This window comes from Microbacterium sp. R86528 (genome assembly GCF_044596335.1).
Classification (GTDB): Bacteria; Actinomycetota; Actinomycetes; order Actinomycetales; family Microbacteriaceae; genus Microbacterium; species Microbacterium marmarense.
This window is the reverse complement of record NZ_CP138996.1, coordinates 2395095-2421617: the sequence shown is the minus strand read 5'-3', so window position 1 is coordinate 2421617 and position 26523 is coordinate 2395095. Positions and strand designations below refer to the sequence as shown.

General features: G+C 63.8%; 23 protein-coding genes. 14 read left to right on the top strand and 9 right to left on the bottom strand.

Annotated elements, in window-relative coordinates; all coding sequences use genetic code 11:
- Positions 1 to 23 precede the first annotated feature (23 nt).
- The gene (locus SJY18_RS11195; protein WP_396667626.1) at positions 24 to 1334 is read right to left on the bottom strand and encodes an ABC transporter substrate-binding protein; all 1311 of its coding nucleotides are present in this window, start codon (positions 1332 to 1334) and stop codon (positions 24 to 26) included.
- Positions 1335 to 1486: 152 nt separating this feature from the next.
- On the opposite strand from SJY18_RS11195, the gene SJY18_RS11190 reads away from it, so the two are divergent.
- From SJY18_RS11190 to SJY18_RS11180, 3 genes are all read left to right on the top strand, one after another.
- Positions 1487 to 2923: a sulfatase gene (locus tag SJY18_RS11190; RefSeq protein ID WP_396667625.1), complete on the top strand. Its 1437-nt coding sequence runs from the start codon at positions 1487 to 1489 to the stop codon at positions 2921 to 2923.
- Complete coding sequence (locus SJY18_RS11185) at positions 2920 to 4455, top strand: alpha-L-fucosidase (protein ID WP_396667624.1); 1536 nt, start codon at positions 2920 to 2922, stop codon at positions 4453 to 4455. Before SJY18_RS11190 ends, SJY18_RS11185 begins: the two co-directional genes overlap by 4 nt.
- Positions 4456 to 4542: 87 nt before the next feature.
- A complete protein-coding gene (locus SJY18_RS11180; protein ID WP_396667623.1) occupies positions 4543 to 5877 on the top strand; it encodes an L-fuconate dehydratase in 1335 nt (444 codons plus the stop codon).
- On the opposite strand, the gene SJY18_RS11175 is transcribed toward SJY18_RS11180, so the two are convergent.
- The gene (locus SJY18_RS11175; protein WP_396667622.1) at positions 5823 to 6584 is read right to left on the bottom strand and encodes a FadR/GntR family transcriptional regulator; all 762 of its coding nucleotides are present in this window, start codon (positions 6582 to 6584) and stop codon (positions 5823 to 5825) included. The two genes, SJY18_RS11180 and SJY18_RS11175, sit on opposite strands and share 55 nt — an antisense overlap.
- A 199-nt stretch (positions 6585 to 6783) precedes the next feature.
- Here SJY18_RS11175 and SJY18_RS11170 point away from each other — a divergent pair, with 199 nt between their 5' ends.
- From SJY18_RS11170 to SJY18_RS11145, 6 genes are all read left to right on the top strand, one after another.
- On the top strand, positions 6784 to 7701 hold the full coding sequence (locus SJY18_RS11170) for a carbohydrate ABC transporter permease (RefSeq protein ID WP_396667621.1): 918 nt from the start codon (positions 6784 to 6786) through the stop codon (positions 7699 to 7701).
- Complete coding sequence (locus tag SJY18_RS11165; RefSeq protein ID WP_396667620.1) at positions 7698 to 8624, top strand: carbohydrate ABC transporter permease; 927 nt, start codon at positions 7698 to 7700, stop codon at positions 8622 to 8624. The genes SJY18_RS11170 and SJY18_RS11165 overlap by 4 nt, the downstream gene beginning before the upstream one ends.
- Before the next feature lie 59 nt (positions 8625 to 8683).
- Positions 8684 to 10042 carry an ABC transporter substrate-binding protein gene (locus SJY18_RS11160; RefSeq protein WP_396667619.1) on the top strand — a complete coding sequence of 453 codons (1359 nt, stop codon included), beginning with the start codon at positions 8684 to 8686 and terminating at the stop codon, positions 10040 to 10042.
- 192 nt (positions 10043 to 10234) lie between these two features.
- Positions 10235 to 10498, top strand: a complete 264-nt coding sequence (gene tatA, locus SJY18_RS11155; RefSeq protein WP_396667618.1) for a Sec-independent protein translocase subunit TatA — start codon at positions 10235 to 10237, stop codon at positions 10496 to 10498.
- A 4-nt stretch (positions 10499 to 10502) separates the two neighbouring features.
- Positions 10503 to 11330, top strand: a complete 828-nt coding sequence (tatC, locus tag SJY18_RS11150) for a twin-arginine translocase subunit TatC (protein WP_396667617.1) — start codon at positions 10503 to 10505, stop codon at positions 11328 to 11330.
- 8 nt (positions 11331 to 11338) lie between these two features.
- Positions 11339 to 11743, top strand: coding sequence for a Sec-independent protein translocase TatB (locus tag SJY18_RS11145; protein ID WP_396667616.1), 405 nt, complete (start codon positions 11339 to 11341; stop codon positions 11741 to 11743).
- Positions 11744 to 11810: 67 nt separating this feature from the next.
- Here the strand turns inward: SJY18_RS11145 and SJY18_RS11140 are convergent, their stop codons facing one another.
- From SJY18_RS11140 to SJY18_RS11110, 7 genes are all read right to left on the bottom strand, one after another.
- Entirely contained in the window at positions 11811 to 14645 is a 2835-nt protein-coding gene (locus SJY18_RS11140; protein WP_396667615.1) for a glycoside hydrolase family 2 TIM barrel-domain containing protein, read from the bottom strand.
- A gap of 122 nt (positions 14646 to 14767) precedes the next feature.
- Positions 14768 to 15859, bottom strand: coding sequence for a mandelate racemase/muconate lactonizing enzyme family protein (locus tag SJY18_RS11135; protein WP_396667614.1), 1092 nt, complete (start codon positions 15857 to 15859; stop codon positions 14768 to 14770).
- Positions 15859 to 16977, bottom strand: a complete 1119-nt coding sequence (locus tag SJY18_RS11130; protein ID WP_396667613.1) for a glycoside hydrolase family 117 protein — start codon at positions 16975 to 16977, stop codon at positions 15859 to 15861. The genes SJY18_RS11135 and SJY18_RS11130 overlap by 1 nt, the downstream gene beginning before the upstream one ends.
- Positions 16978 to 16998: 21 nt before the next feature.
- Positions 16999 to 17883 (bottom strand): carbohydrate ABC transporter permease, encoded by an 885-nt coding sequence (locus SJY18_RS11125; RefSeq protein ID WP_396667612.1) that lies wholly within the window; start codon positions 17881 to 17883, stop codon positions 16999 to 17001.
- A 15-nt stretch (positions 17884 to 17898) separates the two neighbouring features.
- A complete protein-coding gene (locus tag SJY18_RS11120) occupies positions 17899 to 18750 on the bottom strand; it encodes a carbohydrate ABC transporter permease (RefSeq protein ID WP_396667611.1) in 852 nt (283 codons plus the stop codon).
- A 138-nt stretch (positions 18751 to 18888) separates the two neighbouring features.
- Positions 18889 to 20217 carry an ABC transporter substrate-binding protein gene (locus tag SJY18_RS11115; RefSeq protein ID WP_396667610.1) on the bottom strand — a complete coding sequence of 443 codons (1329 nt, stop codon included), beginning with the start codon at positions 20215 to 20217 and terminating at the stop codon, positions 18889 to 18891.
- Positions 20218 to 20347: 130 nt separating this feature from the next.
- Entirely contained in the window at positions 20348 to 21421 is a 1074-nt protein-coding gene (locus tag SJY18_RS11110) for a LacI family DNA-binding transcriptional regulator (RefSeq protein WP_396667609.1), read from the bottom strand.
- A gap of 171 nt (positions 21422 to 21592) precedes the next feature.
- Here SJY18_RS11110 and SJY18_RS11105 point away from each other — a divergent pair, with 171 nt between their 5' ends.
- From SJY18_RS11105 to SJY18_RS11085, 5 genes are read left to right on the top strand one after another with little or no spacing between them, the layout of a single operon-like run.
- Entirely contained in the window at positions 21593 to 23089 is a 1497-nt protein-coding gene (locus SJY18_RS11105) for an aldehyde dehydrogenase family protein (protein ID WP_396667608.1), read from the top strand.
- A 42-nt stretch (positions 23090 to 23131) separates the two neighbouring features.
- Positions 23132 to 24160: a zinc-binding dehydrogenase gene (locus SJY18_RS11100; RefSeq protein ID WP_396667607.1), complete on the top strand. Its 1029-nt coding sequence runs from the start codon at positions 23132 to 23134 to the stop codon at positions 24158 to 24160.
- Complete coding sequence (locus tag SJY18_RS11095) at positions 24160 to 24915, top strand: SDR family oxidoreductase (protein ID WP_396668912.1); 756 nt, start codon at positions 24160 to 24162, stop codon at positions 24913 to 24915. Before SJY18_RS11100 ends, SJY18_RS11095 begins: the two co-directional genes overlap by 1 nt.
- Positions 24912 to 25535, top strand: coding sequence for a bifunctional 4-hydroxy-2-oxoglutarate aldolase/2-dehydro-3-deoxy-phosphogluconate aldolase (gene eda, locus SJY18_RS11090; RefSeq protein WP_396667606.1), 624 nt, complete (start codon positions 24912 to 24914; stop codon positions 25533 to 25535). The genes SJY18_RS11095 and eda overlap by 4 nt, the downstream gene beginning before the upstream one ends.
- Complete coding sequence (locus SJY18_RS11085) at positions 25532 to 26491, top strand: sugar kinase (RefSeq protein WP_396667605.1); 960 nt, start codon at positions 25532 to 25534, stop codon at positions 26489 to 26491. The genes eda and SJY18_RS11085 overlap by 4 nt, the downstream gene beginning before the upstream one ends.
- Positions 26492 to 26523 lie beyond the last annotated feature (32 nt).

Below are 26523 nucleotides of genomic sequence, written 5' to 3'. Positions count from 1 at the left end.
TTATCTTTCTGTGGTGTCGGGGACTAGTCGGTGACGACCGAGAGCCCGCGCTCTTCCATAGCGTCGACGGTGTCCGCTTGCGCTTCTTCGACGACCTGAGGAAGCGTGGAGCGGCCCTGGGAGACATCGGCCAGTCCGTCACGGAAGGCCGTCAGCGTCTCATTCGCACTGGGACCCCATGCCCAGTAGCCCTCGACACTGCTCGCCGCCTCGGCGAAGGCGTCACCGAGGACCTGACCACCGAAGAACTCGTTGGGCTCGTCGAAGACCGGGTACTCGAGAGCGTCGATGGCCGCCGGGTAGAGGCTGCCACCCTCATCAGGGTTCGCCATGAAGTTCCAGGACTCCTCAGACGTGTTCAGCCAGGTGGCGAACTCGACTGCCTCTTCGATGTGGTCGCAACCGTCCAAGACGCCGACAGCGCTGCCACCGTTGTTCGTAGTCACCCCGTCACCCCACGTGGGCATCTGGGCAACAGCCCAGTTGCCGGCCTGGTCGGCGACGTTCGACGAGATCAGTCCGGCGTTCCATGCCGCACCAACATAGTTGACGAGCGTGGAGTCGGTCAGCAGCTTGAAGAAGCTGGGATCGTAGCGGGGCCCAGCCGTGGCGACACCGTCATCCAGGAGACCCTGCCAGTACTCCGCGACCTCCGCCGTTTCGGGCGAGTCGACGGCGACCCGCCAGGACTCACCATCGACAGAGGTCCACTCCGCGCCGTTCTGTGCCGCGAAACTCGCGAACGAACTGGGATCGTTGGTTCCGATGAACGCGCCGTACATCTCGGGATCCGCCTCGTGGATGACGGCGGCCTGTTCGGCGTACTCGTCCCACGTGGCAGGCGGGGTGAGACCAAGACTCTCGTAGACATCGGTGCGGTAGTACATCACCATGGGCCCGGTGTCTTGAGGGATGCCGTAGGACGCATCCCCGAAGGAGTAGGCGGCCCATGTCCACGGCAGGAACTGGCTTTCGATGTCTGCGGTGTACTCGCTGAGGTCCTCCAGGTAGCCGTTAGCGACATATCCGGCTGTGAGGGTGTTCGCGAGCTGCGCCAAGCACGGCGCGTTCCCAGCGGCCACAGCGGAGCTGATCTTCACGCTGGTCTCTTCGCCATTCGGCATGCGCGTGAAGTTGATCTGGATGTCGGGGTTTTGCTCGTTCCAGACTTCGATCGGCTTCTCGATGCCCGGCACCCAAGCCATGAACTCCAGTTCCACGGGTTCGCCGTCGTCTCCGGCGCTTCCTCCGGTGTCCGACGAGCAACCCGCGACCGCGAGGGTCAAGGCTGCGCTGGCCGCGATCGCGGCACCTACACGTCTTTGTTTCGTCATTGCTGCTACTCCTTCGTATGCATGATCCAGCAGGCAGATACATCATATCATTTTGGCGACCTTGCGCAAGATACTCACGCAATTTTCCACTATCGCTCGAATTGCTCGGATCATCGTATGATGATTACGCCGAATCTAGATGAGGAGTAAAGATGACCTCGCGTCAACCGAACATCGTGCTGATCCTGACCGACGACCACGCGGCGCACGCCGTGAGTGCGTACGGCTCGGCCGTTAACCGCACGCCGCATATCGACGCTATTGCCGAGCGAGGGTGGCGATTCGACTCGTGCTTCGCCACGAACGCTCTGTGCTCCCCGTCGCGGGCATCTATCCTCACCGGGACGCACTCGCACGTGAACGGCGTGCGCACCCTCTACACGCCAATCGACGCGTCGCAGCCGACATTCATCTCGCAACTGCGGGCGGCCGGCTACCGCACGGCCATGGTCGGGAAGTGGCACATGGGAGACGGCGACGGCCACGACCCCGAAGGATTCGACTACTGGGACGTTCTCATCGGGCAGGGCGAGTACCACAACCCTCGCTTCCTCTCACCGACAGGCGTGCGAACCGTCGAGGGATATGCCACCGACATCATCACGGATCTGGCGATCGAGTGGGCTGACGCGCAAGACGACGACGCGCCCTGGTGCATGCTCGTGTGGCACAAAGCGCCTCACCGCTCGTGGGAACCCGACGAGGCCCACGCGACGATGTACTCCGATCCGATTCCGGTGCCGAACACGTACCACGACGACTACGACACGCGCACCAGTTCGGTTCGCCGCACCGCCATGCGCGTCGCCGACCACCTCGACCGCAATGACCTGAAGGTCGACCCTCCCGAAGGCCTGACCTATGAGGAGGAATCGCTGTGGAAATACCAGCGCTATATGGAGGACTACCTTCGATGCGTCGCATCGGTCGACGACAACGTCGGTCGGCTCACCTCGTGGCTCCGTGACCGCGGTGACCTCGACAACACGCTCATGATGTACTCGTCGGACCAGGGATTCTTTCTCGGGGACCACGGCTGGTTCGACAAGCGCCTCATGTTCGATCCCTCGATCCGGATGCCCCTCCTTGTCAGCTATCCTCACGAGCTCCCGGCCGGGCGCGTCCACGACGGCATCGTCTCGAACGTGGACTTCGCGCGCAGCATCCTCGAGGCAGCCGACGTCGCGCCCCACGAGCGTATGCAAGGGCGGAGCTTCTGGCCCGACCTCGAGCCTCGCTCCCACACTCGTGAGCCGGACGCACCCGCGGACGGACTGTACTACCGCTATTGGGAACACGGCGACGTGAGCCACAACACCCCCGGTCACTACGGCTGGCGCGATGCGCAGTACAAGCTCATCTATTACTACAACGACGGATACGACTTGCCCGGCACCACCGGCTTCGTGTACAGCGGGGAGTGGGAGCTGTACGACCTCGAACAAGACCCCGACGAACTGCGGAACGTTTACCACGATCCCGCGTATCGGGAGACACGGGATCGCCTCACTCGCGACCTGTGGCACGCACAGGCCCGCGTGGGTGATCAGCCCGACTCCCGTCAGCCGATCCCGGCCGGCCTGTCGTGACGTCGCCGCGCCTGGGCGACTTCGACACCCGCGCTCACCACGACTACCTCGAGACCATCGCCCAGGTCATCGAGTCCGGCCCGTACGACGACACCTGGGAGAGCCTGCGGGATGTCCCCGTACCCCGTTGGTATCGCGAGGGCAAGTTCGGGATCTTCATCCACTGGGGTGTCTACGCGGTACCCGCTCACTGCGACGCCAGCTTCGGAGAGATGGGCGGCGGCGACTGGTACGGCCGAAAGATGTACCTGTCATGGACCGAGACGCACCGACACCATGTAGAGCGCTATGGGCCCGTCGACGAGTACGGGTACGAGAAGTTCATCCCGGATCTGACGGGAGAGGCATTCGACCCCGACGAGTGGATGCGCTTGTTCCGCCGAGCGGGCGCGCGATTCGTCGTACCCGTCGCCGAGCACCACGACGGTTTTGCGATGTACGACTGCTCCTTCTCTCCGTGGCGCGCCTCAACGATGGGTCCGAAGCGAGATGTGCTAGGCGAGCTCGCGATAGCCGCCGCACGACAATCGATGAGTTTTGGCGCCTCGTCTCACCGAGCCGAGAACTGGTGGTTCTTCCACGGCGGCGCGGGGATCGACAGCGACGTCCTGGCCCCCGGGCCGACGCGGTCGCTCTACGGTCCGGCAGCCTCGGACGCTCTGCAGCCTGACGAGGCGTTCCTCGAGGACTGGCTTGTGCGCACGGCCGAGATCATCGATCGATACCGTCCGCTGTTGCTCTGGTTCGACTGGTGGATCGAGCAGCCCGCCTTCGCGCCATACCTGCGCCGACTCGCCGCCTTTTACTACAACCGCGCTAGAGAGTGGGGTCGGGAGGTGGCGATCAACTACAAGTTCGACGCATTCGCACCCGGAACCGCCGTTCTCGACGTCGAGCGCGGTCAGACAGAGGGTATCTCGGAGCGCTTCTGGCAGAACGACACCGCCGTGTCGAAAAACTCGTGGGGTTTCGTCGACGGCCACGACTACAAGCAGTCGCGCGACCTGGTCGGCGATCTGGCAGATGTGGTGAGCAAGAATGGCGCACTGCTCCTCAACGTCGGGCCCGATGCCTCGGGCCGGATCCCGGACGACGAGCAGCGCATCCTCACGGAAGTGGGTGATTGGCTGCACGCAAACGGTGAAGCCATCTACGGCACCACGCCGTGGCATGTCGCTGGGGAGGGCCCGACGAAAATTATTCCGGGTACCTTCAACGATGTCTCCCGCGCCCCGTATGTCGCGCAGGACATCCGTTTCACCACAGCGCGAGAAGACCTCTACGCGATTTTTCTCGGAGCGGAACCCGGCGAGGCCGTCACGATCTCCGCACTCGCGCTCGATGCGCCGCATGGGCAGCCGGTCGAGCGCGTGCAGGCCGTGGCGACGACACGGGACGTGGAGTGGCGTCAGGACCATTCCGGGCTTCATCTCTCGCTCCCCCGCGACGCTGGCATGGTGCCCGCGATCCGTATCCGGCTACCGCGCGACCTCACCGCCCCCCGCATCCCGCCCGTTATTGAAGGGCAATAAAGATCCGATCTATGTATCATAGGTCAGAGGAATTGCACGTTTAGGCGCGATATAGCGCGCTATGGTGCCAAAAACAGGAGTAGACATATGACGACCATCACGGGAGTTCGCGTCAGCGACGTCCGATTTCCCACCTCCGACGAGCTTCACGGCTCCGACGCCATGAACAAGGATGGCGACTACTCGGCGGCGTACGTGGAGCTGATCACCGACGATCCGCATCTGTCGGGATACGGCTTCACCTTTACAATCGGTCGCGGCAACGATGTGTGCGTTCTCGCTGCCGAGCTACGAGCGGCGATCCTGATCGGGCGTCCGGTCGCCGACGTCGTCGGTGACCTCGGTGGCATCTACCGCGAGCTCAAGTCCGACTCCCAGCTCCGGTGGCTCGGTCCCGAAAAGGGAGTGATCCACCTGGCGACCGCCGCGGTCATGAACGCCGTATGGGATCTGGCGGCCCGCGCCGCCGGCAAACCGCTCTGGCGTCTGCTCGCGGAGATGACGCCCGCCGAGCTCGTATCGGTTGCCGACTTCCAGTACATCACCGATGCCCTCACGCAGGACGAAGCCCGCGAGATGCTCGAAGAGATGGCACCGACTCGGGGACAGCGCATCGCGGAGCTGGAGGCGTCAGGGTATCCCTGCTATACGACGAGTGCAGGGTGGTTGGGGTACTCCGATGAGAAGCTGCGTCGACTGTGTCAAGAGGCCGTCGATGCCGGGTACCGGCACATCAAGCTGAAGGTCGGCGCCAATCTCGAGGACGACATCAGACGGTGTGCGATCGCGCGGGAAGTCATCGGGTGGGATGCGGCATTGATGATCGACGCAAACCAGATGTGGGACGTACCAGAGGCGATCGAGTGGGTGCAGGCGCTCGCCGAGTTCAAGCCGCTCTGGATCGAAGAGCCAACGAGTCCCGACGACGTGCTGGGCCATGCCGCCGTGCGCAAAGCGGTGCACCCGATCGGAGTCGCGACCGGCGAACACGGTATGAACCGAGTGCTGTTCAAGCAGATGTTTCAAGCCGAGGCGATCGACTTCTGCCAACTCGACTCGGCCCGCCTGGCGAGCATCAACGAGATCCTCTCGGTGTACCTCATGGCGAAGAAGTTCGGTGTGCCGGTATGTCCTCATGCCGGCGGTGTGGGCCTATGCGAGCTCGTGCAGCACTTGTCGGTGTTCGACTACGTCGCAGTCTCAGGAACCCTCGAGAACCGGGTCACCGAATTCGTTGACCACCTGCACGAGCACTTCGTCGACCCGTGCATCGTCGAGAACGGCGCATACCGACTGCCGTCGCAGCCCGGCTACAGCGCCCAGATGCACGCCGCGTCGGTCGCGGAATACACCTACCCCGACGGATCTCAGTGGGCGGCGCGCTCCGCAGCAAGCGCAGAGATGGCCGCACTATCGTCATGATCAATCAGAAAGTCCTCGACCCCGAGCAGGTGCGCTGACATCCTGATCCGGGCCGCATCCGGGTCACGGCGCCGGATCGCCGCAAGGATGGCCAGGTGGTCCGCATGGGTACGCGCTTCGGCCCCCTCCTCGCTGATCGCGCGCCACAGGCGAGCGCGGATCGTGCGCCCGGCAAGTGCATCAATCATCCCCTCGAGGGCCGGGTTGCCAGAAGCTCGGGCGATGATCCGGTGGAATGCGATGTCCGCTTCCATAAATGCCTCATGGTCTGCTGTGCGTTCTGCCAGCAGCGCGGAGGCTCCATCGAGAAGGCGCACGGCCTCGTCGATCCCCTTCTCGTCGATGCGGAGCGTCGCCTGCACGACCGCCTCCGCCTCAAGCACCCGCCGAACCGCTTGCAGGTGTCGCACGCCGTCCGGACTCTGCAAGTCGACGAGAAAGCTCATAGGACCAAGGAGTAGACCGGGATCGAGCGATGTCACGTAGGTGCCGTCCCCTTGGCGGGTCGCGAGCACACCCATGATGCACAGCGCGCGCACCCCCTCGCGAAGCGGTCCACGAGAGACGTCCAAACGCTCGGCGAGATCGCGCTCGATGGGGAGCCGGTCGCCCGGGCGGAGTTCACCCTCGAGAATCATATTCTTGATGCCGTCAACGACGACATCCGTCTGCGATGGCGAGCTCTGCCGTTCCGCTTCTTCATTCATCTGACCATTGTAGGACCGATGGGTCGAGGCCGCGAGGTGAGTGAGTGACCGTACATCACACGATGGAATACGCCCCCTCACGCGCCTCAAGCTCAGACCGTTCACCGCTGTCAGTCGCGGACGCACCCGGGTCGCCCCATGGAAACTTGTATGATACGTTATGAAAAACCGGTTTCACGTTCTAGAGTTTGGACCGTCAATGACGACAGCTGTGGTGCCCCGCGCACGCTCCCGTAATCGAATTCGCAGTTCTCAGGCGCGGGCAGGACTCGCGTTCCTCGCCCCCTTTCTGATCGTGTTTGCGCTGGTATTCATTGCACCGCTGATCTACTCCGTCTACCTCAGCTTCTTCAAGACGCAGCTCATCGGTGGCACGGCCTTCGTCGGTGTCGATAACTATGTGCGCGCTTTCGGTGACGAGAAGTTCTGGAGCGGGGCAGCTCGCGTCATGCTGATGCTGCTCGTCCAGGTACCGATCATGCTCACAGTCGCAGTGCTGGTCGCCCTCGCGATCGACAGCGGACGACTGGCCGGCGCCAAGTTCCACCGCATCGCGGTCTTTCTGCCGTACGCCGTGCCCGGGGTTGTCGCCGTGCTCATGTGGGGATTCATCTACAGCGAGCGCTATGGCCTGACCGGCAACATCAACAGTGCCCTCGGCGCGGAGGTGCTGAATCCGCTCTCCCAACAGTGGATCCTCGTCGCCATCGGCAACATCCTCACGTGGGAGTTCGTCGGCTACAACATGCTGATCTTCTACTCAGCGTTGCGCACGATTCCGAGCGACCTCTACGAGGCCGCCGCGCTCGACGGAGCCGGTCCGATTCGCATTGCCTGGAGCATCAAGCTTCCCGCTCTGCGCGGCGCGCTCGTCATCGCGACGATCTTCTCGATCATCGGCAGCTTCCAACTGTTCAACGAGCCCAACGTTCTTCAGACGCTTGTGCCGACGCTGATCTCGTCGTTCTTCACTCCGAACATGTATGCCTACAACCTCAGTTTCGTCGGTCAACAGTTCAACTACGCCGCCACGATCGCGATCATCATGGGCGTCATTACCGCGGGGATCGCCTACGCGGTACAGCTTCGCGGCGCGAAGGAGGCACTGCGCTCGTGACCGCCACCACCAATACCCAGTCCACGCGCGCAATCGTCACCCGCGGAGCAAGCAGGCCTTCCACACGGCGCGGCGTGACCCGCACGCGCTCATCGACTTTGCTGACGGTGCTCATGGGCGTCATGGTCATCTACTCGCTCATGCCACTAGTCTGGCTGCTCATCAGCTCGACCAAAACACAAGACGAGCTGCTCACATCTTTCGGACTGTGGTTCTCAGGTCCGTTCGCACTCTTCGACAATATCGGCGCCACCCTCAGCTATAGCGACGGGATTTTTCTGCGCTGGTTCGGCAACACCGTCCTGTATGTCGTCGTCGGCGCAGGAGGAGCCACGCTCCTGGCCACGCTGGGAGGATACGGGCTCGCGAAGTTCCGCTTCCCCGGCAAACGAACGATGTTCGCCGTAATCCTCGGTGCGATCGCCGTGCCCGGCACTGCACTGGCCGTCCCCACCTTCCTCATGTTCAGTGAACTGGGCCTGACGAATACGATCTGGGCCGTCATCATCCCCTCGCTCATCTCGCCGTTCGGCCTCTACCTGATCTGGGTATATGCGGCCGACGCGATTCCCGATGAGATGCTCGAGGCGGCTCGGGTGGACGGGGCGGGCGAGCTGCGGACCTTTCTCACTATCTCGATCCGCATGCTGCTCCCCGGCATCGTCACCGTAGCGCTGTTCTCAGTCGTGGCGACCTGGAACAACTACTTCCTGCCGCTCATCATGCTCAGTGATCCAGCGTTGTTCCCGCTCACCATCGGGCTCCAGCAATGGAACGCGCAGGGAGTTGGCGCGGGCGCCGATCCCATCTTCAACCTGGTGATCACCGGATCGCTCCTGACCATCGCCCCGATCATCGCGGCGTTCCTCTTTCTCCAGCGCTACTGGCAGTCCGACTTGGGCGCCGGAGGAGTGAAGCAGTGACGAGGGAGCACTGCCATCACCGCACCCCCGCTCTCCCTCACCATCGAAAGGAAACAGCAATGCAAGGACGCATGCACCACGCATCGCGCGCACTGGGAACCGCCGCTGCCGTGGCTTTGACCATCGGAACGCTCGCCGCCTGCAGCGCAGATTCGACCGGCGACACCGGCAGCGCCGATAGCTCGACGGGCGACATCGCAGAGCTCGACGCGGCGCTCGAAGAAGGTGGCACGATCAGCTATTGGGGTTGGGCATCCTGGACTCAGGCCCAGATCGACGCGTTCGAGTTGGAGTACCCAAATGTCACGGTTGACTTCGTCAGCACCACGTCCGCCGACGACCACAACGTAAAGCTGCAGAACGCGATCACTGCGGGTAACGGCGCACCAGACGCGGTGCAGCTGGAGTATCAGTCATTCCCCCAGTTCGTGCTGCCTGGCGCACTTGCTGATCTTTCGGCCCTTGGCATGGATGAGCTTGAAGACCAGTTCACCGCCTCGACCTGGAGCCAAGTATCCTCGGACGGCAAGCTCGTCGGTCTGCCACAGGACTCGGGTCCGATGGCGATGTTCTACAACGCGCGTGTATTCGAGGAGCAAGGGCTAGACGTGCCGACTACGTGGGACGACTACACCGCGGCCGCCGAAGCGCTGCGCCCCGCCGATGTCTACATCACGAACGACGATGGCGGCTACTCCGGCCTCGGCCTGGGCCTCATCTGGCAGGCGGGCGGTCAGCCGTTCCAAGCCGACGGCGAGAACGTCACCATCGACCTGCAGGACGAGGGTTCGGTGCGGTGGGCTGACACGTGGACCGGATTGCTGCAGTCGGACACTCTCGCCATGATCCCCGGCGGGACTGAGGAGTGGGGCAAGGCGCTCGGTGACGGGACGATCGCTACGGTCGTCGCAGGCGGCTGGTTCGCTGGCCTGCTCGCCGGAGCAGCACCTGACGGCGCCGGAGACTGGCGCGTCGCGCCGATGCCGACCTATGACGGCGGTGCCGCAGTGAGCGCCGAGCAGGGCGGTAGCGGTCAGGCGGTCCTCGAATCGAGTGAGAACAAGGCTCTCGCCGCGGCGTTTCTGCGCTGGCTGAACACGAGTGAGACTTCTGTGGGCATTGTCATGGATGCTGGCGGATTCCCGACCACGCGCGCGCAGCTGGAGGATCCCGGCTTCCTCGATATCGAGTCTGAGTATTTCGGCGGCCAGAAGATCAATCAGGTGCTCGCCGATGCCGCAGAGAGTGTGCCGTCCGGTTGGCAATATCTGCCCTGGCAGGCATACGCGAACTCGATCTATGCCGACACCGTCGGGCAGGTCTACCTGTCGGGCGGCGACATCAACGACGGCCTCATTCAGTGGCAGGACGAGAACGTCGCATACGGAAACGACCAGGGGTTCAGTATCGACGACTGAGCCGCTAGGTCCACGCAAGGATCCGGGAGACCCGCACGAGCGGACCTCCCGGATTTTTGCGTCTGCGAGCCGCTCGAAGACTCGTAGCGCCTCAAGAAAACCGGTTGCACGCGGGCGGGATCTGATCTATTCTCGAACCACATCGTTCGTCCGTCACATTGTGGTGATGGACGACAGCAAAGGAGACCTACGATGTTCACAAACCTCAGCGGATGGCATCTGATCATCCTCCTCATCGTGATCCTGCTTCTGTTTGGCGCAACGAAGCTGCCCGCGCTCGCGAAGAGTCTCGGCCAATCGGCGCGCATCCTCAAGGGCGAGATCCGGGAGTCGCGCGCGGAGGATGGCGCGACAGTGCAACCCGCGGCGGCCGATGCGGACGCCGTCCGCGAGACGTCTGCGTCGCCCACGCTGCGCGCGCAGTCATCGGCCATCCCGTCCCCCGAAGCCCCCTGACACCATGCCTCGTCGCGTCCGCAATGCCGCCGCGGCGGGCGACGAAGAGCGCGGCCGGACGGCGACGATGGGCCTGATGGCCCACCTCGCCGAACTGAAGAAGCGGCTCGCCACCTCGTTCGTCGCGCTGATCCTCGCGGCCATCGCCGCGTTTGCACTGACAGATCCGATCATCGAGTTCCTTTCCTCGCCTATCCGTGAGATCGCCGCCGAGCGCGACGATCTCACGGCACTGAGCTTCACGACGGTGACTGCGGCATTCGACTTGAGGATTCGAATCGCCATTGCGGTCGGCTTCATCATTGCTGGTCCGATTTGGTTGATGCAGCTCTGGTTGTTCCTTGTGCCGGGGCTCACCCGCCGCGAGGTGCGATGGACTCTAGGCTTCGCCCTATCAGCCATCCCGCTATTCGCGATCGGCTGCATCACCGGCATGATGATCTCGCCCCACGCCATCGCCCTGATGGCTTCATTCGCACCGGACGGCAGCGCGCAGCTTTATCAGTCGTCGGGCTACTACGATTTCATCCTCAAGCTCGTGCTTGCCGTCGGCATCGCTTTCGTTACACCGGTGTTCCTGGTGTTGCTCCATGTCGCGGGTCTCTTCAATTCCCACCAACTACTGCGGGGGTGGCGCGTGGCGGTGATCGTAGCGACGGCGTTCGCTGCGCTAGCCACGCCAGCCGCAGACGTCATCTCGATGCTGCTACTGGCGACCGCCATGATCGGTTTGTATCTCGGTGCATGGGCGGTGACTCTGATCTTCGAACGCATCAGGCGTCGACGCTTCCAATCCGCTGACCCGCGCATCGCGGTCGATTCTGTCATCTAGGAGACGGCATGTACCTCGGAATCTCGACGGAGAAGATTCTCCTCATCCTGCTCATCGCTACTTTGGTGGTCGGCCCCGAGCGACTGCCCGGCTACGCGGAGACGCTGAAGGTATGGGTACGCAAGGGGCGCGACCTCGCGAAGTCGCTCTCCAGCCGCGCCAAGGACGAGCTCGGTCCCGACTTCGATGATGTCGACTGGCGCAGCCTCGATCCGCGGCAGTATGACCCTCGACGCATCATTCGCTCGGCGCTGCTCGATGACGCCACTCCTCACGCGCCGTGGACCCCTCCATCACCGACCGGCAGCGTCCGCCCTGCTCTGCCGACGGCCATGCGACCGAAGCCGCCCGCCGCCGCACCCGACGCACCCAAGGAGGCCCGGCCGTTGACACCCGCGGACGAGGCTGCCTAGCGCGCTCCGGTCGTGTAGAGAGGCGCCCCGAGGATTCTCCTGGGGCGCCCCACCTTTGCTCGAGAACTCAGCCGCCGATGCGGTACTCGAGCGTGTACCGTCCTGCGCCGATCTCGTACTCGTCGTGCGGTTCCGGACCGCATGCACCGTTGCCTACGCCGCGATGTACCGCGTCCAGACTCAGAATCAACCGTTCGTTCGCGCACAGGTCGGCGGAGTGCTCCGCGGCGTAGAGCGCAGTCGCTGTATGCCGGATCGCAGAGAAAGCGAACGGCTCACCGACCGTCTCGACCCGAATGCGCTCGTCGGTCGCAGTGTCGACCAGTTCCATCCATTCCACGTCGGTTCGAAGTCCATACTCCTGGGGCACCAGGTAGGGAAGCCGGTCGATATCGGCCTCCCAGATTCCGATCATGCTGCCGCGATTACGGTCGGCGTAGTTCTCGCCAGGGCCGCGGCCGTACCAGCGCATGCGTGTGAAGCGCGGGGCAAGCTCGTACCGCACGCCGATGCGAGGAAGCCCGGCAAGCTCAGCCGGCACGTCGACAACGTGCCGTTCGATGCCGTCGGCGGTGTTGCGCTCGTAGCCGACGTAGTTCGTGGGATCGCCGGAATCAAGCCCAAGCTCCAGCCATCGTTGCAATCGCGGTGACCCCTTGGCCTCACGTGCAGCGCGCTCCAACATCAGCTTGAACCCGTCGTTGTCGACCGCGGCGCGCCACAGTTGCAACTCCGGGCCGGCCAGCACACCGTGCTCAGGCAGACTCGATCCGCCGTTCGTGTTGAAGACCGGTCGGCCGATCACCATTTGATCACGTGCGACCTCATGGCCGACGCCGGCGTACCAGGTGGTGGACCGTGTTTCCCACGTCACCGTGAACACGCCACATGCAGTAGCGCGAACGAGGTCAGGCAGTGTCACACGCACAGACGACCCGGGCACGACGTCGGGAACTTCCAGTTCACCCGTCGTCACTTCGTCGCCCGTCGAGACGACCCAGCGGGCGCGTAGATCACCAAGGTCGGTGAATGCGCGGCGGCTCTCGATCACGAGGGTGTCACCATCCCGCCAAGTTGCGACGGGGCGATACACCCAAGCGACCTCCGTCATCGCCGGGTGAGGCTCGAGCTCCGCCGATACCAGGCCGTCGGCGATGAAGTTGCTGTCGTGCGGTGCGTCGCCGAACATGCCGCCGTAGTGGAGTCGGTCATCTGCCGCGTCCGCATGCCGCAGGCCGTGATCCTTCCACTCCCAGATGAAGCCGCCTTGCAAGCCCGGCCAGGCATGCATGGCGTCCCAGTAATCCGCAAGCGACCCGTTGGCATTACCCATCGCATGGCTGTACTCGCACATGATGAAAGGACGATCAGCCCGCCCCTCCGCCACGGCGCGGCCATACTCGGCGACCTCGGGCACGGTCGGGTACATCGGGCAGACGACGTCCGTCGCATGACGGCCGCCATCGATCCAACCCTGCGTGCGAATGGCATCCTCGTAGTGCAGGGGCCTGGTGGGATCAGCGCGGCGCACCCACCCGGCGGCGGCATCATGGTTCGACCCGTAGCCCGATTCATTCCCCAGGCTCCACATGATCACGCTCGGGTGGTTGCGGTCCCGCTGCACCATGCGCGCGACCCGCTCGATCCACGCTTGGCGGTACTCGGGACGATCACACACATGCCAGTTGTACGCGTGCGACTCGATGTCCGCTTCGTCGACGACGTAGAAGCCCAACTCGTCGCAGAGCTCGAGAAACTCGGGGCGGTTCGGATAGTGCGACGTGCGGATAGCAGTGATGTTGTGGCGGCGCATCTGGACCAGGTCGTCACGAATGTCGTCCACCGTCACGGCGCTGCCGCGGTCGGGGTGATGATCGTGCCGATTCACGCCGTGAATCCACACGCGCCGACCGTTCACCATCAGATCCGGCCCGACGATCTCGACGCGGCGGAAGCCGACTCGCTGCGTGGTGCTGTCGACGATCACCCCCGCCGGGTCGATCAGGTCGATTCGGCAACTGTAAAGGGCCGGATCTTCCGCGCTCCACGGCGCCACGTCCAGGCCGGCAAGGTCCATCTTCGACGCGAAGTCCGTGAACTGATACGTAATCTCATGGTCGACGTCAACCGCGGCGGATGCATCGGCGACGGGCGTCTGCGCGGCATCCGAGACCTGCACCCGCACCGCCCACCCATCGGCGATCGATGTGAATGACGCGAAGGCCTGCACTTGAAGCCGACCCCGACCGCTGTCAGCATCCCAGTCAGCGTCGAGCCATACGTCCGCTATGGACACGGAAGGGCGCACCATCAACGAAACCGGACGATGCAAGCCCGCCATCCACCAGCCGTCCTGGTCCTCGATATAGCTGTGCGCACCGAATCGAATCACGGCGATTGCCAGATCATTCTCGCCGTCACGCAACGTCGACGAGAGGTCGTAAACGCTCTCGAGCCGAGCATCGGTGCCGTACCCGACGAACTCGCCGTTCAGATAAACCACATGGATGCTGTCGGCTCCACCGATTGACAACAGCACCCTTGCGCCAGCATCGCGGACGGGCGCGAGGAATGTGCGGCGATAGACCCCGGCGGGGTTGCGGGCGGGTAGCGCGGGAGGGGGGCCCGCGAACGGCATCTGAATATTCGTGTAGTGCGGCAGATCACGGATCCCCTGTAGCGTCCAGTTGCCAGGAACAGCGATGGGACCCCAGCCCTCACCAATCGGCGCACCTATCGCGTCTGCGGTGATGTCTTGGGGATGCTCGAAGAGTCGGAAGTTCCACTCGCCGTCGAGACTGATGTCACCGGACTCGACGACGCGAGTGGTCATCGGTAGGCGACCGATCGCCACCTGAGCGGGATCGGTCCAGGGTCGGAACGCACCGACGATGGGAAGCATAGAAGAGTCTCCTTGAGTGAATTGTTGAGGGGAACGTCTTCTGCGTCCACGACACGGTGGGCCGTCACATCAGTGACGGCCCACCGTGCTGCGAGCGCGAAGGGGTGTGGGTTGTGCGCCCGTCAGGGTTTGTCGAGCGACCCGAGCCCGTCGAAGTCGAGTTCGACCCCGTGGCCAGGTCGATCGGGCGCCGTCGCGAAGCCGTCGACTATGCGCATCGGCTCGGCGATGAACGCGTCCAGACCGAAGCCGTGCGCTTCCATATAGGTGCGATGCGGTGCGGCTGCCAGCGAATGGATCGTGAGATCGTGCACGCCGTGCGACGTCAGGCGCAGGTTATGCGCCTCGGCGAGCGCAGCAACCTTGCGGAACCCGCTGTATCCGCCGATGTTGCTCACATCGGGTTCGGGAAGGGTCACCGCGCCGGCATTGATCGACTGAGCGAAGTCGTAGATCGTGTGCAGGTTCTCTCCCGCGGCGATCGCATGCTGCCCGTGTGCGACGATGCGGGCGTTCCCCGCGATGTCGTCGGGGATCGTCGGCTCCTCGATCCATGTGAGATCAAATGGCAAGAACGCACGGCTGGCCCGAAGCGCCTCGTCGACACTCCACTTCATGTTCGCATCGACCATGAGCGGGAATCCCTCGCCGAGGTGCTCTCGCATGGCGGCGACGCGCGCCACATCCTCGCGCAGGTCGGATCGACCGACCTTCATCTTGATCGCACGGAATCCCTGCTCGACGAAACTGTCGGCCTGAGCCAGGAGCTTCTCAGTCGGAAATTCGAGGTCGATGCCTCCGGCATACACCGGCACTTCGGGATTGAACCCACCGAAGATCTTCCACAGCGGCAGCGATGCTTTCGTCGCGAGAAGATCCCACAGGGCGATGTCGACCGCTGAGATCGCGGATGTCTGATGCCCGCCGCGGCCGGCATAGTGCAGGCACCACCACATGTCCTGCCAGCGCTGCTCGATACGGTCGGCATCGGCTCCGATCAGACAGCTCGACAGATCGCGCTCGATCATCATCGCAACGGCGGCTCCGCCGTGATTGACGGTATAGGTGTACCCGACACCAGTTGCACCGTCTGAGTCTTCAATGCGCACCGTGATGAGTTCGAAGTCCATCATCACGCCGTGCGTGCTATCGGTGAGATGGTGAGCGAGCGGAACGCGGTAGAGGTCTGTGCGGACCCGTTCGATGATCGCCATCAGACTCGCTCCGCCTCATGCGCAGCCAGCCTCGCACGGAACGCGTCATCTCCCTTTTCGGGACTCACCCCGAGCTCGTACTTCAGTTTCTGACTCTCGTCGACATGGAACATTTTCAGGTAGCCCCACTCACCCGTGACGTCGTGGCACAGCCCCCACCTCAGCCCGTCGAGCGGGACGGTGGTCGGCTCACCGGTGCGCAACGGTCCGGCCGCTACCGGCGGGTTGGGAATGTACGCCTGAATCTCGAAGTTCTCACCGTCAGCGGCGTATTGCAACGTGTTGCGTTCTGGGCCATCCGTGGTGAGCATCGCCGCCACCCCGTCGGCATGCAACCACAGGCAGGTCTCGTGGCCACTGTTGGTTATGGGGTTCAACGGCGAGCGCGTGTAGGGACCGTCTATGCGGTCTGCCGTCGCCACACCCCACTTGGTAGAGCGCCCTCCCGATGTGAACCGCTCTCCCATCTGCTCGCCCTTGTAGTAAAGGTAAAACCGACCATTTAGCGGAAGCAGAAGCGGATCGTGCACCTTGTGGCTATCGAAGTCGCCTTGCGAGCGCACGGCGAGCCGGTCATCTTCGTCCCCCGCCCACTCGCCGTTCGCGGCGGGAGTGAGCAGCGGCTCCGGAGTCTTCGTCCATGGACCGGAAGGATCGTCGGCCGACGCCATAGCGATCGACTCGAAGCTTCGCAGTCGATATGGGGACTGCAGCACCTGATACACCAAGTAGTAGCGCCCGCCGTGGGCGAGTACCTCGGGCGTGAAGACGCTGCGGTCGTCGTACGCTCCGGTGTCCCCCAGGCCGACAGCGCGGTCGGCCTCGGTCCAGTGCTGCCCATCAGAGCTGGTCGCGTGCCAGACCTCTGACCAGTCCCAGGGAAACACCTTGGCCATGGGATCGCCGGTGCCGAAGCCCACCGCATCGCCTACCGACTTTGTGTACCAGACGTGGTAAACGCCGTCGATCTTCAGGATGCTACTCGGGTCGCGTCGATGCACTCCTGGCTCAGGAACAAGCCCGGAGATCTCCTCCTCGCGGAAGTCGCAGAACCACTGCGGGTCGGGCGAGTATGCTGCGGCGCGGCGCGTCGCCGCACTGATCGGATGTTCGGCCATGTTCTCGGGCCCTTTCGTTCGCTACTTGATCGCCCCGCCGACTCCACCAATGGAGAAGTACCGGTTGAGGAGGGCGAAGATGATAACCGGGGGCAGGAGCATGATCACGGACATCGCCATGACCGGGCCCCAATCGGTCGAGTTCTGTTGGAAGAAGTACTGCAGCCCGATGGCGAGCGTGTAGTTCTCCTCGCTGCGCAGGAAGACGACGGCCACCAAGTAGTCGTTCCATGCAACGAGGAAGCTGAAGATCGCAGCAGAGAGAATGCCGGGGAGCGAGTTGCGCAAGACAATCCGGACGAACCCACCGAACACACTGGCTCCGTCTACCCACGCCGCTTCTTCCAGTTCGATGGGGATGCTGTCGTAGTAGGCGGCCATCATCCAGCAGGTCACTGCCATGCTGCCGGCGATGAAAATGATGGCGACACCCGAGAGCGTGTCCGCGAGCCCGATCGCCGCGAAGACGACGAACAGCGGGATCACGATCACGATGACCGGCAGCCCCTGCACGATGAAGAGTGTGAGCGAGTAGCCGCGAGCAAACCTGGTCTTCAAACGCGAGAGCGGATAGCCTGCCATCGCGCCGATCACGACCGCGAAGACCGTCGTCCCCAACGTGACCATGAGGCTGTTGGAAAGATAGGTCAAGACGGGGGTGTCGGCGAAGATCTCGATGAAGTTGTCAAAGGTCCACGTCACTCCGCCGTCGAACGACTGAGGACCCTGCAGCGAGAGGATGATGATGTTCAGGATCGGGGCGAGAATGACGAGCGTGACGATGCTCATCACTCCGGTGGTGATCCAGCCGCGAATTTGCCGACGCCGTTCGTGACGTGACTTGGCCACCGTCGTGCGACGCTTTCGCGTGTTGCCGACGCTCGTGAGTGCCTGTGTTGAAGTCATTGTTCACGCCTCGATTCAGTGCGCGACGGCGGCGCGGTTGATACGACGGAAGAAGTAGACCGATACCGCGACGATCACGAGCGTGATCAAGAAGGCCACCGCCACGCCGTATCCCGTCCGGAAGTCCTGGAATACGAGCCGGTAGGCGAACACGACAAGCGTGCTCGTCGCCCCGACCGGCCCTCCCCCGGTAAGCAGATAGATAGTGGGGAAGTCGTTGACGGTGAAAATGGCCGCGAGAACCCAGCTGATGTAGATCGGCTTGGCGATGATCGGCAGAATGACGTGGCGCAACTTCTGCCACGACGAGGCGCCGTCGATGAGTGCGGCCTCTTCGACACTGTGATCCACCGCCTGGAGCGCGGCGTTCATCATCAGCATCATGAACGGAAAGCTGCCCCAGATCTTGAACACGATCACGATGATCATCGCCCACGTGGGATCCGCGAGGAACTGGACATTATCCACACCGAACCATCGGAAGATCACGGGGAGCGGACTGCTGGGAGTAGCCACCAGGAAGTTCCAGCTCGTCGTTGAGACGACCACAGGGACCACCCATGGCAGAAGCAGCAGCACACGGAAGACCGAGCGCCCCGGGAACGGGTTGCGCAGCACGAGCGCGAACACCATCCCGATCACCCAGCTGATGGCGACCGACCCTACCGTGAACAGCAGGGTGAATCGCGCCGCGTTCCAGAACGCCGGATCGGTCAGGGCCGTCGCGTAGTTCTCAAGGCCGACGAAGTCACCCGCACCGGTGATGCCGCCATCGTGGAGCGACTGCCCGACGGCGAACACGAGGGGGTAGGCGTTGATGGCGACCAGAAGCAGAATGGACGGCGCCAACAGACCTGCCATCGTCATGGTCCTGCCGGGGGCGATCGTTCGCTTCCCTTTTTGTGTACGCGAGCTTCCACCTCGAAAGCTCGATGGCACGGTCACGCGCTCGGTCGTCGTCATCGTGTCTGCCTACTTCTGGTCTTCACCGTCGGGAGCGCCACGTCACATAACCTTTTCGATCTCGTTCTGCAGCGTCTGCATAACCTCTTCCGCCGACTTCTCGGCCTGGATCACCTCTTGTGCCCAGGTCGTGATCCCCTGGCCGCCATCGACGGCGTTGATCTCGGGGAATGCCTGGTCGGCGTTGGAGAAGAGTGGCCGGCCGACAGGCAACCACTCCTCGATTGCCTTCATCAGGTTCGCGTTTGCCTGCACCTCGGGAAGATCGACCGTGCTCTGCCGCACCGGGATCTTGTTGAGCACACCCAGCTTCCAGTACTCCTCCATTGCGTCGAGGTAGTACAGAGCGAACTCTTCGACCGCCGCGGTGTCCCAGTCGCCACCCGTGTACATCATCAGGTCACTCGTGTACGCCTGTGTGCCGTACGTGCCGTTCGGGCTCGCGAGCGGGCTGCCAATCAGGGTGTCCGCCGCGAGCTCGGGGTTTTCTAGGGACTGATCGAGGTCGGGCGGCAGGATCGACATCGCAGCCTTGCCCGCGATGAACTGCTCATTGACGTTCGCCGTCGAGTAACTGACGCTACCCGGATCGAAGATCCCGTCTTTGCTGAGCATCATCATGAACTCCACCGCTTCCAGGTTGCGGTCAGTCATGGTGTCAGGCTCGCCGGCGGCATTGAACAGGCCGCCTTCGTTGTTGAACAGGATCGACAAGAGCGTCTGGTAGGCGTTTCCGCCTCCGCCACCGGAGGCGATCATGCCGTAGACACCATTCTTCTTGAGGGCCAACCCAGCCTTGTGAAGCTCGTCCCAAGTGGTCGGCACCTCGACACCGGCGGCCTCGAGCAACGACTTGCGGTACCAGAACATGCGGGCGTCCACGTTCCACGGCAACGCGGTGTAGACGCCGTTGTAGTTGAACTGATCTATGGTTCCGGGCAAAAAGTCATCGATCTTGCCGCTCGCCTCGAGCTTCTTCAGAACACCGTCAGCGGGGTGGATCGCGTCCTGCACGTAATACTGCAGCGACTGAAAGGCACCACCGGTGCTGAGCGCTGGGCCGGTGCCCGCGGCGACTGCCGAGCTGAAAGTCTGGAGCCAGTTGTTCCAGGGAATCGATTGATACGTCGCGCCGGGAAGGTCACCCGAGGGCGAATACGCGCCCGTGACCTTCTTGCCAGCCGCGATGTAGTCGGGTCCCGGTGATCCCCATGGCATGTCCCAGAACGGAAGTGGCTCGGAGCCGCCGGAAGAGGATGAACCTCCCCCGGGCGAGCATGCGGCGAGGACGGCGATGCTCGCCGCTCCCAGACCTCCTACCAAGAAGCCGCGCCGAGAGAGTCCTCGGGGGTCGAAAGATGACTTCGTCATTGTAATCCCTTTCAATGCGTCATTGCGGTGCACGGGTGTGGAAGAGCCCGGTCAGAGAACCGGTTTTCCAGAGTGTAAGCAGGATTCGTTGCGCGCGCAAGTCCCACTTGCTGGCGAAGGAGGATTCGCGTCAGGCGCGCGGGACCGCGACGGACTGTCGCGAGACGACGTGGTAGCCGTCAGGCACCCGATAACCGTGCGGTTCCCGCGTGGAGAGTTGATCCACCAATGCATCGACGGCGGCCACGCCGAGCGCATCCAAGGGCATCGCGACCGTGGTGAGGGGCGGATCGAGGTAGTCCGCGACCGCGAGATCGTCGTATCCGATAATCGACAGATCGCGCGGAACGTCAAGTCCGCGGTCGCGCGCCGCTTTGAGCGCGCCGACAGCCTGACCGAAAGTCGATGCGTAGATCGCGGTCAGATCCGGGTGCTGCGTCAGCAGTGCGAGCGCGGCGCCGTATCCACCCCGTTCGGTGAATTCACCGTGTGCAACGGGAGTGGGATCCAGCCCTCGCGCATGCATCCCGTCGACGAAGCCTTCCAGACGCGCGCGCGCGGGCTGCAGATCGATCGGACCAGATGTAATCCCGATGCGCCTGTGACCGTAGGAGTGCAGGTGCTCGACGGCGAGGGCGCTCGCGCCGTGCATGTCAAGCCCGACGTTCCGCTGCGAACCTTCGACTTCGCGGTTCACGAACACGTGCGCGACCGAACCTGGATCGTCCATCAACCGGTCGACGAGCGCATTGCCAGGGCGCGCCGACGCAACCAGCAGGCCGTCGACTCGGCCCGACATGACAAGCTCGGCGTAGTCCTCGGGACCAGCAGGCGCGTCAGGCGTGTCTTCGGCAATGAGAAGCACGTAGCCGTGTTCTCGTGCGCGACGAAACGCCCCGCGAGTGATCGCGGCATAGACCGAGTTCGTCAGATCCGGTATCAGGAGGGCGAATGCGCCCGTTCGAGCAACCGACAGCGCCCGCGCACCGGCGTGGGGCCGATACCCGAGCTCGATCGCGACCGCCTTCACCCGCTCACGGGTTTCGGGACGGATCCTCAGGCTGTCGTCATCGTTCATGATGCGCGACACGATCGACTTCGTCACGCCGCTGCGCTCGGCGACGTCGACAAGCCGCGCACGCCCGCGCAGAGGCGTGGAAACGGTGACTTCCGGGGTCTGCCCGCCGTTGGAGGTCGTACTCATCGCATCCCTTGCTTCGTCGCTGCCGCTGCCCACCCCCGCAGTCGGGGTTGTCCTAGCATAGGGATGTTGTCTTTCTCATTGCGATCGACTACGGTGAAAAACCGGTTCCCTCATTCCCTAGGCAACACGACGTCGACGTCGACCTGGCTCGTCGTCGAGGAAGGTATTCGCATGGACGTCAACCGTTCAATTTTCACCGCTCAGGGCCTGCTCGGACCAGAGCCAGGGCACGTGATCGCTGGAATTCGCCGCACCGACCACGGCGGAGACCCTCTTCCCGTCATCGACCCTGCGACCGGCGCTCGAGTGGCCGAGGTTCCTTCCGCGAGCGATGCGCTCGTCGACGAAGCCGTCACCCTCGCGGTCACGGCGCAACGGGCATGGGCGCGACGCAGCCACACCGAACGAGCGAAGGTCCTCCGCAGCATCCATACCCTGCTCGGTGAACATGCAGAAGAGATCGCACGCATCGTGTCTGTTGAGCAGGGCAAGCCGTTCGGCGATGCGGTGGGCGAGATCGGCGGAGCCCAGAACTTCTTCGAGTACGCCATCAGCCAGCAGTATCGCGACATCGGAGAGGTCATCGCCACCGAGTCAGGTGAGCAGCTCACCGTGCGCGAGGTGCCGATCGGTGTCGTCGCGGCGATTCTGCCCTGGAACTTCCCCGCGGCCATCTTCGCGCGCAAGGTCGCGCCCGCACTGATGGCAGGCAACGCCATCATCGTCAAACCGAGCGAGTTCACTCCACTTTCCGCCATGGCATTGGCCGAGCTCTGTCGCCGTGCGGGCGTGCCCGACGGCCTGCTCAGCGTGCTGTGCGGTCCCGGGCGGTCCACGGGGTCGGCGCTTGTGCGACACCCCGACGTTGGCATGGTCACGATGACAGGCTCCACGCGCGGCGGCCGCGAGATCATGGCGCAGGCGGCACAGAAGCTCATTCCGGTTTCGCTCGAACTCGGCGGCAAGGCACCGTTCATCGTCTTTCCGGACGCCGACATCGATCGTGCGGCCAAAGACGCGGTCGCCGCACGGCTGTGGAATGCCGGTCAGGTGTGCACGTGCAACGAGATCACCTATGTGCATCAAGACATCCGTGAGGAATTCGTCGAGCGGGTGCAGTCTCACCTCGCCGCGGTCGAGCCGAGTGATCCGTTCGCCGCATCATCCACGCTCGGCCCGCTGGTCGCGGAGCGTGAATGGACCAAAGTGAAGTCCATGGTGGATGCCGCCGTCGAGCAGGGTGCGACTCTCGCCCTCGGCGGCGGGCGACCCGAGGGCGAGCAGTTCGCCGCCGGCAATTGGTTCGCGCCGACCCTGCTCACCGACGTCACCGAGCAAATGGACATCACCCGCAATGAAGTATTCGGACCCGTGCTCGCTGTGACGACGTTCTCGACGTACGACGAACTCATCACTCGGGCGAATGCCACACCTTACGGACTCTCGGCGTACGTGTACAGCAACAATCTGCACACGGTGATGCAAGCACTCGATGACCTCGACTTCGGCGAGATCTACGTCAACAAAGCAGGCCCGGAGCGCCCCCAGGGCTTCCACACCGGCTGGAAGGCGTCGGGCCTCGGCGGCGATGACGGAACTCACGGCTACGAGCGCTACCTGCGACGAAAGACCAGCTACGTCGGATACGGCCCGTCCTACGGCGGCTGACGCCTTCTTCGTTCTCTGAACTCTCTTCGAAAGGAATCACTGATGCTCGCAGCGGCCTATACCGGCAGCGGAACCATCTCTCGTCTGGATGTGCCTGAGGCTCCTCCGTCGCCGGGTGAGGTGCAGATTGAGGTCGCCTACGTTGGCTTGTGCGGCACCGATCTTCACATCCTTCACGGCAACATGGATGCTCGTGTGACCATGCCGGCGATCATCGGGCATGAGATGAGCGGACGTATTGCCGCTCTCGGCGATGGCGTCGAGGGATGGCAGGTGGGAGCATCCGTGACGGTGATGCCGTTGGCATGGGACAACACGTGCCCCGCGTGCACCGCGGGCAACCAGCACATCTGCCAGAACCTCAATTTCATCGGGATCGATTCACCCGGCGCGCTGCAGCGGCGGTGGAATGTGCCCGCCGATGTCTTGGTCGAGGTGCCTGACACCCTGGCCCTCACGCACGCTGCACTCGTCGAACCGGTCGCTGTCGCGGTGCACGATGTGCGTCGATCCGATCTGACGGCGGGCGACCGCGCGGTGGTCATCGGCGCTGGCCCCATCGGCACGCTCATCGCTGCCGTCGCGCGTGAGTTCGGCGCAGACGTGCTGGTGATCGAAGTGGATGCCGCGCGCCGCGAGGCGGTCGCCGAGCTCGGCTTCCGCACGCTCGACCCGCTCGCGGAAGATCAGGTGTCAGCCGTGGACACGTGGACCGACGGCGCCGGTGCCGACGTGGTCTTCGAGGTATCCGGAGCAGCGGCCGCCGTGCTCGGAGCCACCGCGCTGGCAAAGGTGCGGGGCACGATCGTCGTGGTCGCGATCCACCCCGAGCCTCGCCCGCTCGACCTGCAGCGGGTGTTCTGGCGTGAACTGCGCATCTTGGGAGCACGCGTGTACCAGCGGACCGACTTCGAGAAGGCGGTCGAGCTGCTCGCTGCGGGAACGATTCCGGCTGAGCAGTTGATCACGGCCGTGCGGCCGTTGGCCGACACCCAGGCGGCGTTCGACTCGTTGCGCAGCACCGGCGCCATGAAGGTGCTCGTCGACGTTCAGAGCGGTGGCGACCAGTGATTCCTTCCTTCGATCTGACGGGCAAGCGCGCCGTCGTCACCGGCGCCAAGCGGGGCATCGGACTAGCCATCGCCGAGGCATTGGCCTACGCTGGCGCCGACATCGTCGGGGTCTCGGCCACCCTCGACACCGGCGAGAGCGAAGTGCGTCGTCGCGTCGAAGCAGCGGGTCGCACGTTCACCGGCTTCGCGGTCGACTTCGCCGATCGTGCCGCGGTCAGCGCCTTCGCCGAAGAGGTCCAGCACGACCCGGTCGACATTCTGGTCAACAACGCCGGCACGATCCGGCGCGCTCCCGCCGCGGAGCACCCGCTCGCAGACTGGGATGAGGTGCTGGCCGTCAATCTGTCGAGTCAGTTCGTCCTCACCCAAGCGATCGGACAGGGAATGCTCGAACGCGGGTGCGGCAAGATCATCTTCACGGCCAGTCTGCTCAGCTTTCAAGGCGGCATCAATGTGCCCGGCTACACCGCATCCAAGTCAGCGATCGCCGGCCTGACCAAGGCTCTCGCAAACGAGTGGACGTCGCGTGGTGTCACCGTAAACGCGATCGCCCCGGGCTACATCGCCACCGACAACACACAGGCCTTGCAGGACGACCCCGCCCGGTCGCAGGCAATTCTCGAGAGAATTCCGGCCGGCCGCTGGGGCTCTGCGAGCGACCTCGGCGGCGCCGCCGTATTCCTCGCCTCCAGCGCGGCCGACTATGTATCGGGAATCACCCTGCCCGTCGACGGCGGATGGCTCGGTCGATGAACGGCGGCATCGACGCACTCTCTGCGGCGAAGATCGTACCGGTGGTCGTCCTCGACAGAGCCGAGGATGCGCATGCGCTGGCTGACGCACTCGTAGCGGGCGGCATTACATGCGCCGAGATCACACTGCGCACAGACGCAGGCCTTGAAGCGATACATGCGCTCCGCGACCGGCAAGACATCCTGGTCGGAGCCGGCACGGTACTGAACGCCCGCGACGTCGAGCTCTCAGTGAACGCTGGCGCTCGGTTTATCGTGAGCCCCGGGTTTTCGTCCGCCGTCATCGATGCCGCCGCTGATTTGGTCACCGCGATCCCGGGAATCGCTACAGCGAGTGAGCTCCAAGCCGCTGTCTCAGCGGGCATCTCCGCCGTAAAGCTCTTTCCAGCTGGACTGCTCGGGGGGCTTTCGGCTGTCTCTGCGATGGCAGCTCCTTTTCCCGGCGTGCGGTTCATGCCGAGCGGCGGCGTGAGCATGACGAACGTGGCGGAGTACGTCTCGCACCCTGCGGTTTTCGCCGTCGGTGGATCGTGGATGGTGCCGGCCGACGCGCTGGCCGATCACGACTGGTCTCGCGTCGAGGCCTTGTCGCGCGCGACGATGGAAGCGATCTCGGAGTGAATGCAACTGCTGCACGCATCGTCACGATCGGCGAGACACTCCTTCTGATGCACTCGCTTGAGACCGGTGCTCTCGAACGCGCGACGAGCATGGGCGTGACCATCGGTGGGGCTGAGAGTAACGTGGCGATCGGCTTGCGCCGGCTTGGGGTGCCTGTCACCTGGGTGAGCCGCATCGGCGACGACAGCGCGGGTCGTCGAGTCCTGCGCGAGCTGCGCAGTGAGTCGGTCGCCGTCGAAGTCGAGATCGACTCGCGGCGCCCCACAGGCCTGATGGTCAAGGAACAGCGATCGGCGAATAGCACGCGCGTGTGGTACTACCGCACGGGCAGCGCCGCCAGCATGTTGACGCCCGCGAGCGTTCCGCCGGATGTGATCGAGTCCGCGAGCATCCTGCATGTGACGGGGATCACCCCAGCACTGTCGACCTCGGCCGCAGAGACGGTACGCGAGGCGATCAGTCGCGCCCGCACCGCGGGCGTGCTGGTGTCGTTCGATGTGAACCATCGTGAGCGCCTGTGGAGCGCAGACGAGGCCGCACCCGTCTATCGCGACATCGCCGGCGACTCCGACATCGTCTTCGCGGGTGTCGATGAAGCGCAGTTGCTGGCTCCGGATGCCGGCAGCGACCCGGCCGCGCTCGCGGCGGCGATCGGTGCGCTTGGCCCGCGAGAAGTCATCATCAAACTGGGAGCCGACGGCGCGCTGGCCTGCGAGGATGACCGCGTCGTCGCGGTCCCCGCGCGCACCGTGGCCGTCGTCGACACGGTCGGGGCGGGCGATGCGTTCGTCGCGGGCTATCTGTCCGAGCGTCTCGCCGGCGCCCCCCTCGAGTCGCGGCTGCATACGGCCGCGGCGACCGGCGCTTTCGCCTGCACAACACACGGCGACTGGGAAGGCCTGCCCGACCGCGACGATCTGCGAACGATGGATGCCACTGAGGCCGTCACTCGCTGATGCATGAAGCCCCGGGGATCCTGCAGGATCCC

Bases quoted from the DNA above. Each gene is read 5' to 3' on its own strand.
- SJY18_RS11195 (WP_396667626.1), bottom strand. From the start codon at position 1,334: ATGACGAAACAAAGACGTGTAGGTGCCGCGATCGCGGCCAGCGCAGCC.
- SJY18_RS11190 (WP_396667625.1), top strand. From the start codon at position 1,487: ATGACCTCGCGTCAACCGAACATCGTGCTGATCCTGACCGACGACCAC.
- SJY18_RS11180 (WP_396667623.1), top strand. From the start codon at position 4,543: ATGACGACCATCACGGGAGTTCGCGTCAGCGACGTCCGATTTCCCACC.
- SJY18_RS11175 (WP_396667622.1), bottom strand. From the start codon at position 6,584: ATGAATGAAGAAGCGGAACGGCAGAGCTCGCCATCGCAGACGGATGTC.
- SJY18_RS11170 (WP_396667621.1), top strand. From the start codon at position 6,784: ATGACGACAGCTGTGGTGCCCCGCGCACGCTCCCGTAATCGAATTCGC.
- SJY18_RS11160 (WP_396667619.1), top strand. From the start codon at position 8,684: ATGCAAGGACGCATGCACCACGCATCGCGCGCACTGGGAACCGCCGCT.
- tatA (WP_396667618.1), top strand. From the start codon at position 10,235: ATGTTCACAAACCTCAGCGGATGGCATCTGATCATCCTCCTCATCGTG.
- tatC (WP_396667617.1), top strand. From the start codon at position 10,503: ATGCCTCGTCGCGTCCGCAATGCCGCCGCGGCGGGCGACGAAGAGCGC.
- SJY18_RS11145 (WP_396667616.1), top strand. From the start codon at position 11,339: ATGTACCTCGGAATCTCGACGGAGAAGATTCTCCTCATCCTGCTCATC.
- SJY18_RS11140 (WP_396667615.1), bottom strand. From the start codon at position 14,645: ATGCTTCCCATCGTCGGTGCGTTCCGACCCTGGACCGATCCCGCTCAG.
- SJY18_RS11135 (WP_396667614.1), bottom strand. From the start codon at position 15,859: ATGGCGATCATCGAACGGGTCCGCACAGACCTCTACCGCGTTCCGCTC.
- SJY18_RS11130 (WP_396667613.1), bottom strand. From the start codon at position 16,977: ATGGCCGAACATCCGATCAGTGCGGCGACGCGCCGCGCCGCAGCATAC.
- SJY18_RS11125 (WP_396667612.1), bottom strand. From the start codon at position 17,883: ATGACTTCAACACAGGCACTCACGAGCGTCGGCAACACGCGAAAGCGT.
- SJY18_RS11120 (WP_396667611.1), bottom strand. From the start codon at position 18,750: ATGACGATGGCAGGTCTGTTGGCGCCGTCCATTCTGCTTCTGGTCGCC.
- SJY18_RS11115 (WP_396667610.1), bottom strand. From the start codon at position 20,217: ATGACGAAGTCATCTTTCGACCCCCGAGGACTCTCTCGGCGCGGCTTC.
- SJY18_RS11110 (WP_396667609.1), bottom strand. From the start codon at position 21,421: ATGAGTACGACCTCCAACGGCGGGCAGACCCCGGAAGTCACCGTTTCC.
- SJY18_RS11105 (WP_396667608.1), top strand. From the start codon at position 21,593: ATGGACGTCAACCGTTCAATTTTCACCGCTCAGGGCCTGCTCGGACCA.
- SJY18_RS11100 (WP_396667607.1), top strand. From the start codon at position 23,132: ATGCTCGCAGCGGCCTATACCGGCAGCGGAACCATCTCTCGTCTGGAT.
- eda (WP_396667606.1), top strand. From the start codon at position 24,912: ATGAACGGCGGCATCGACGCACTCTCTGCGGCGAAGATCGTACCGGTG.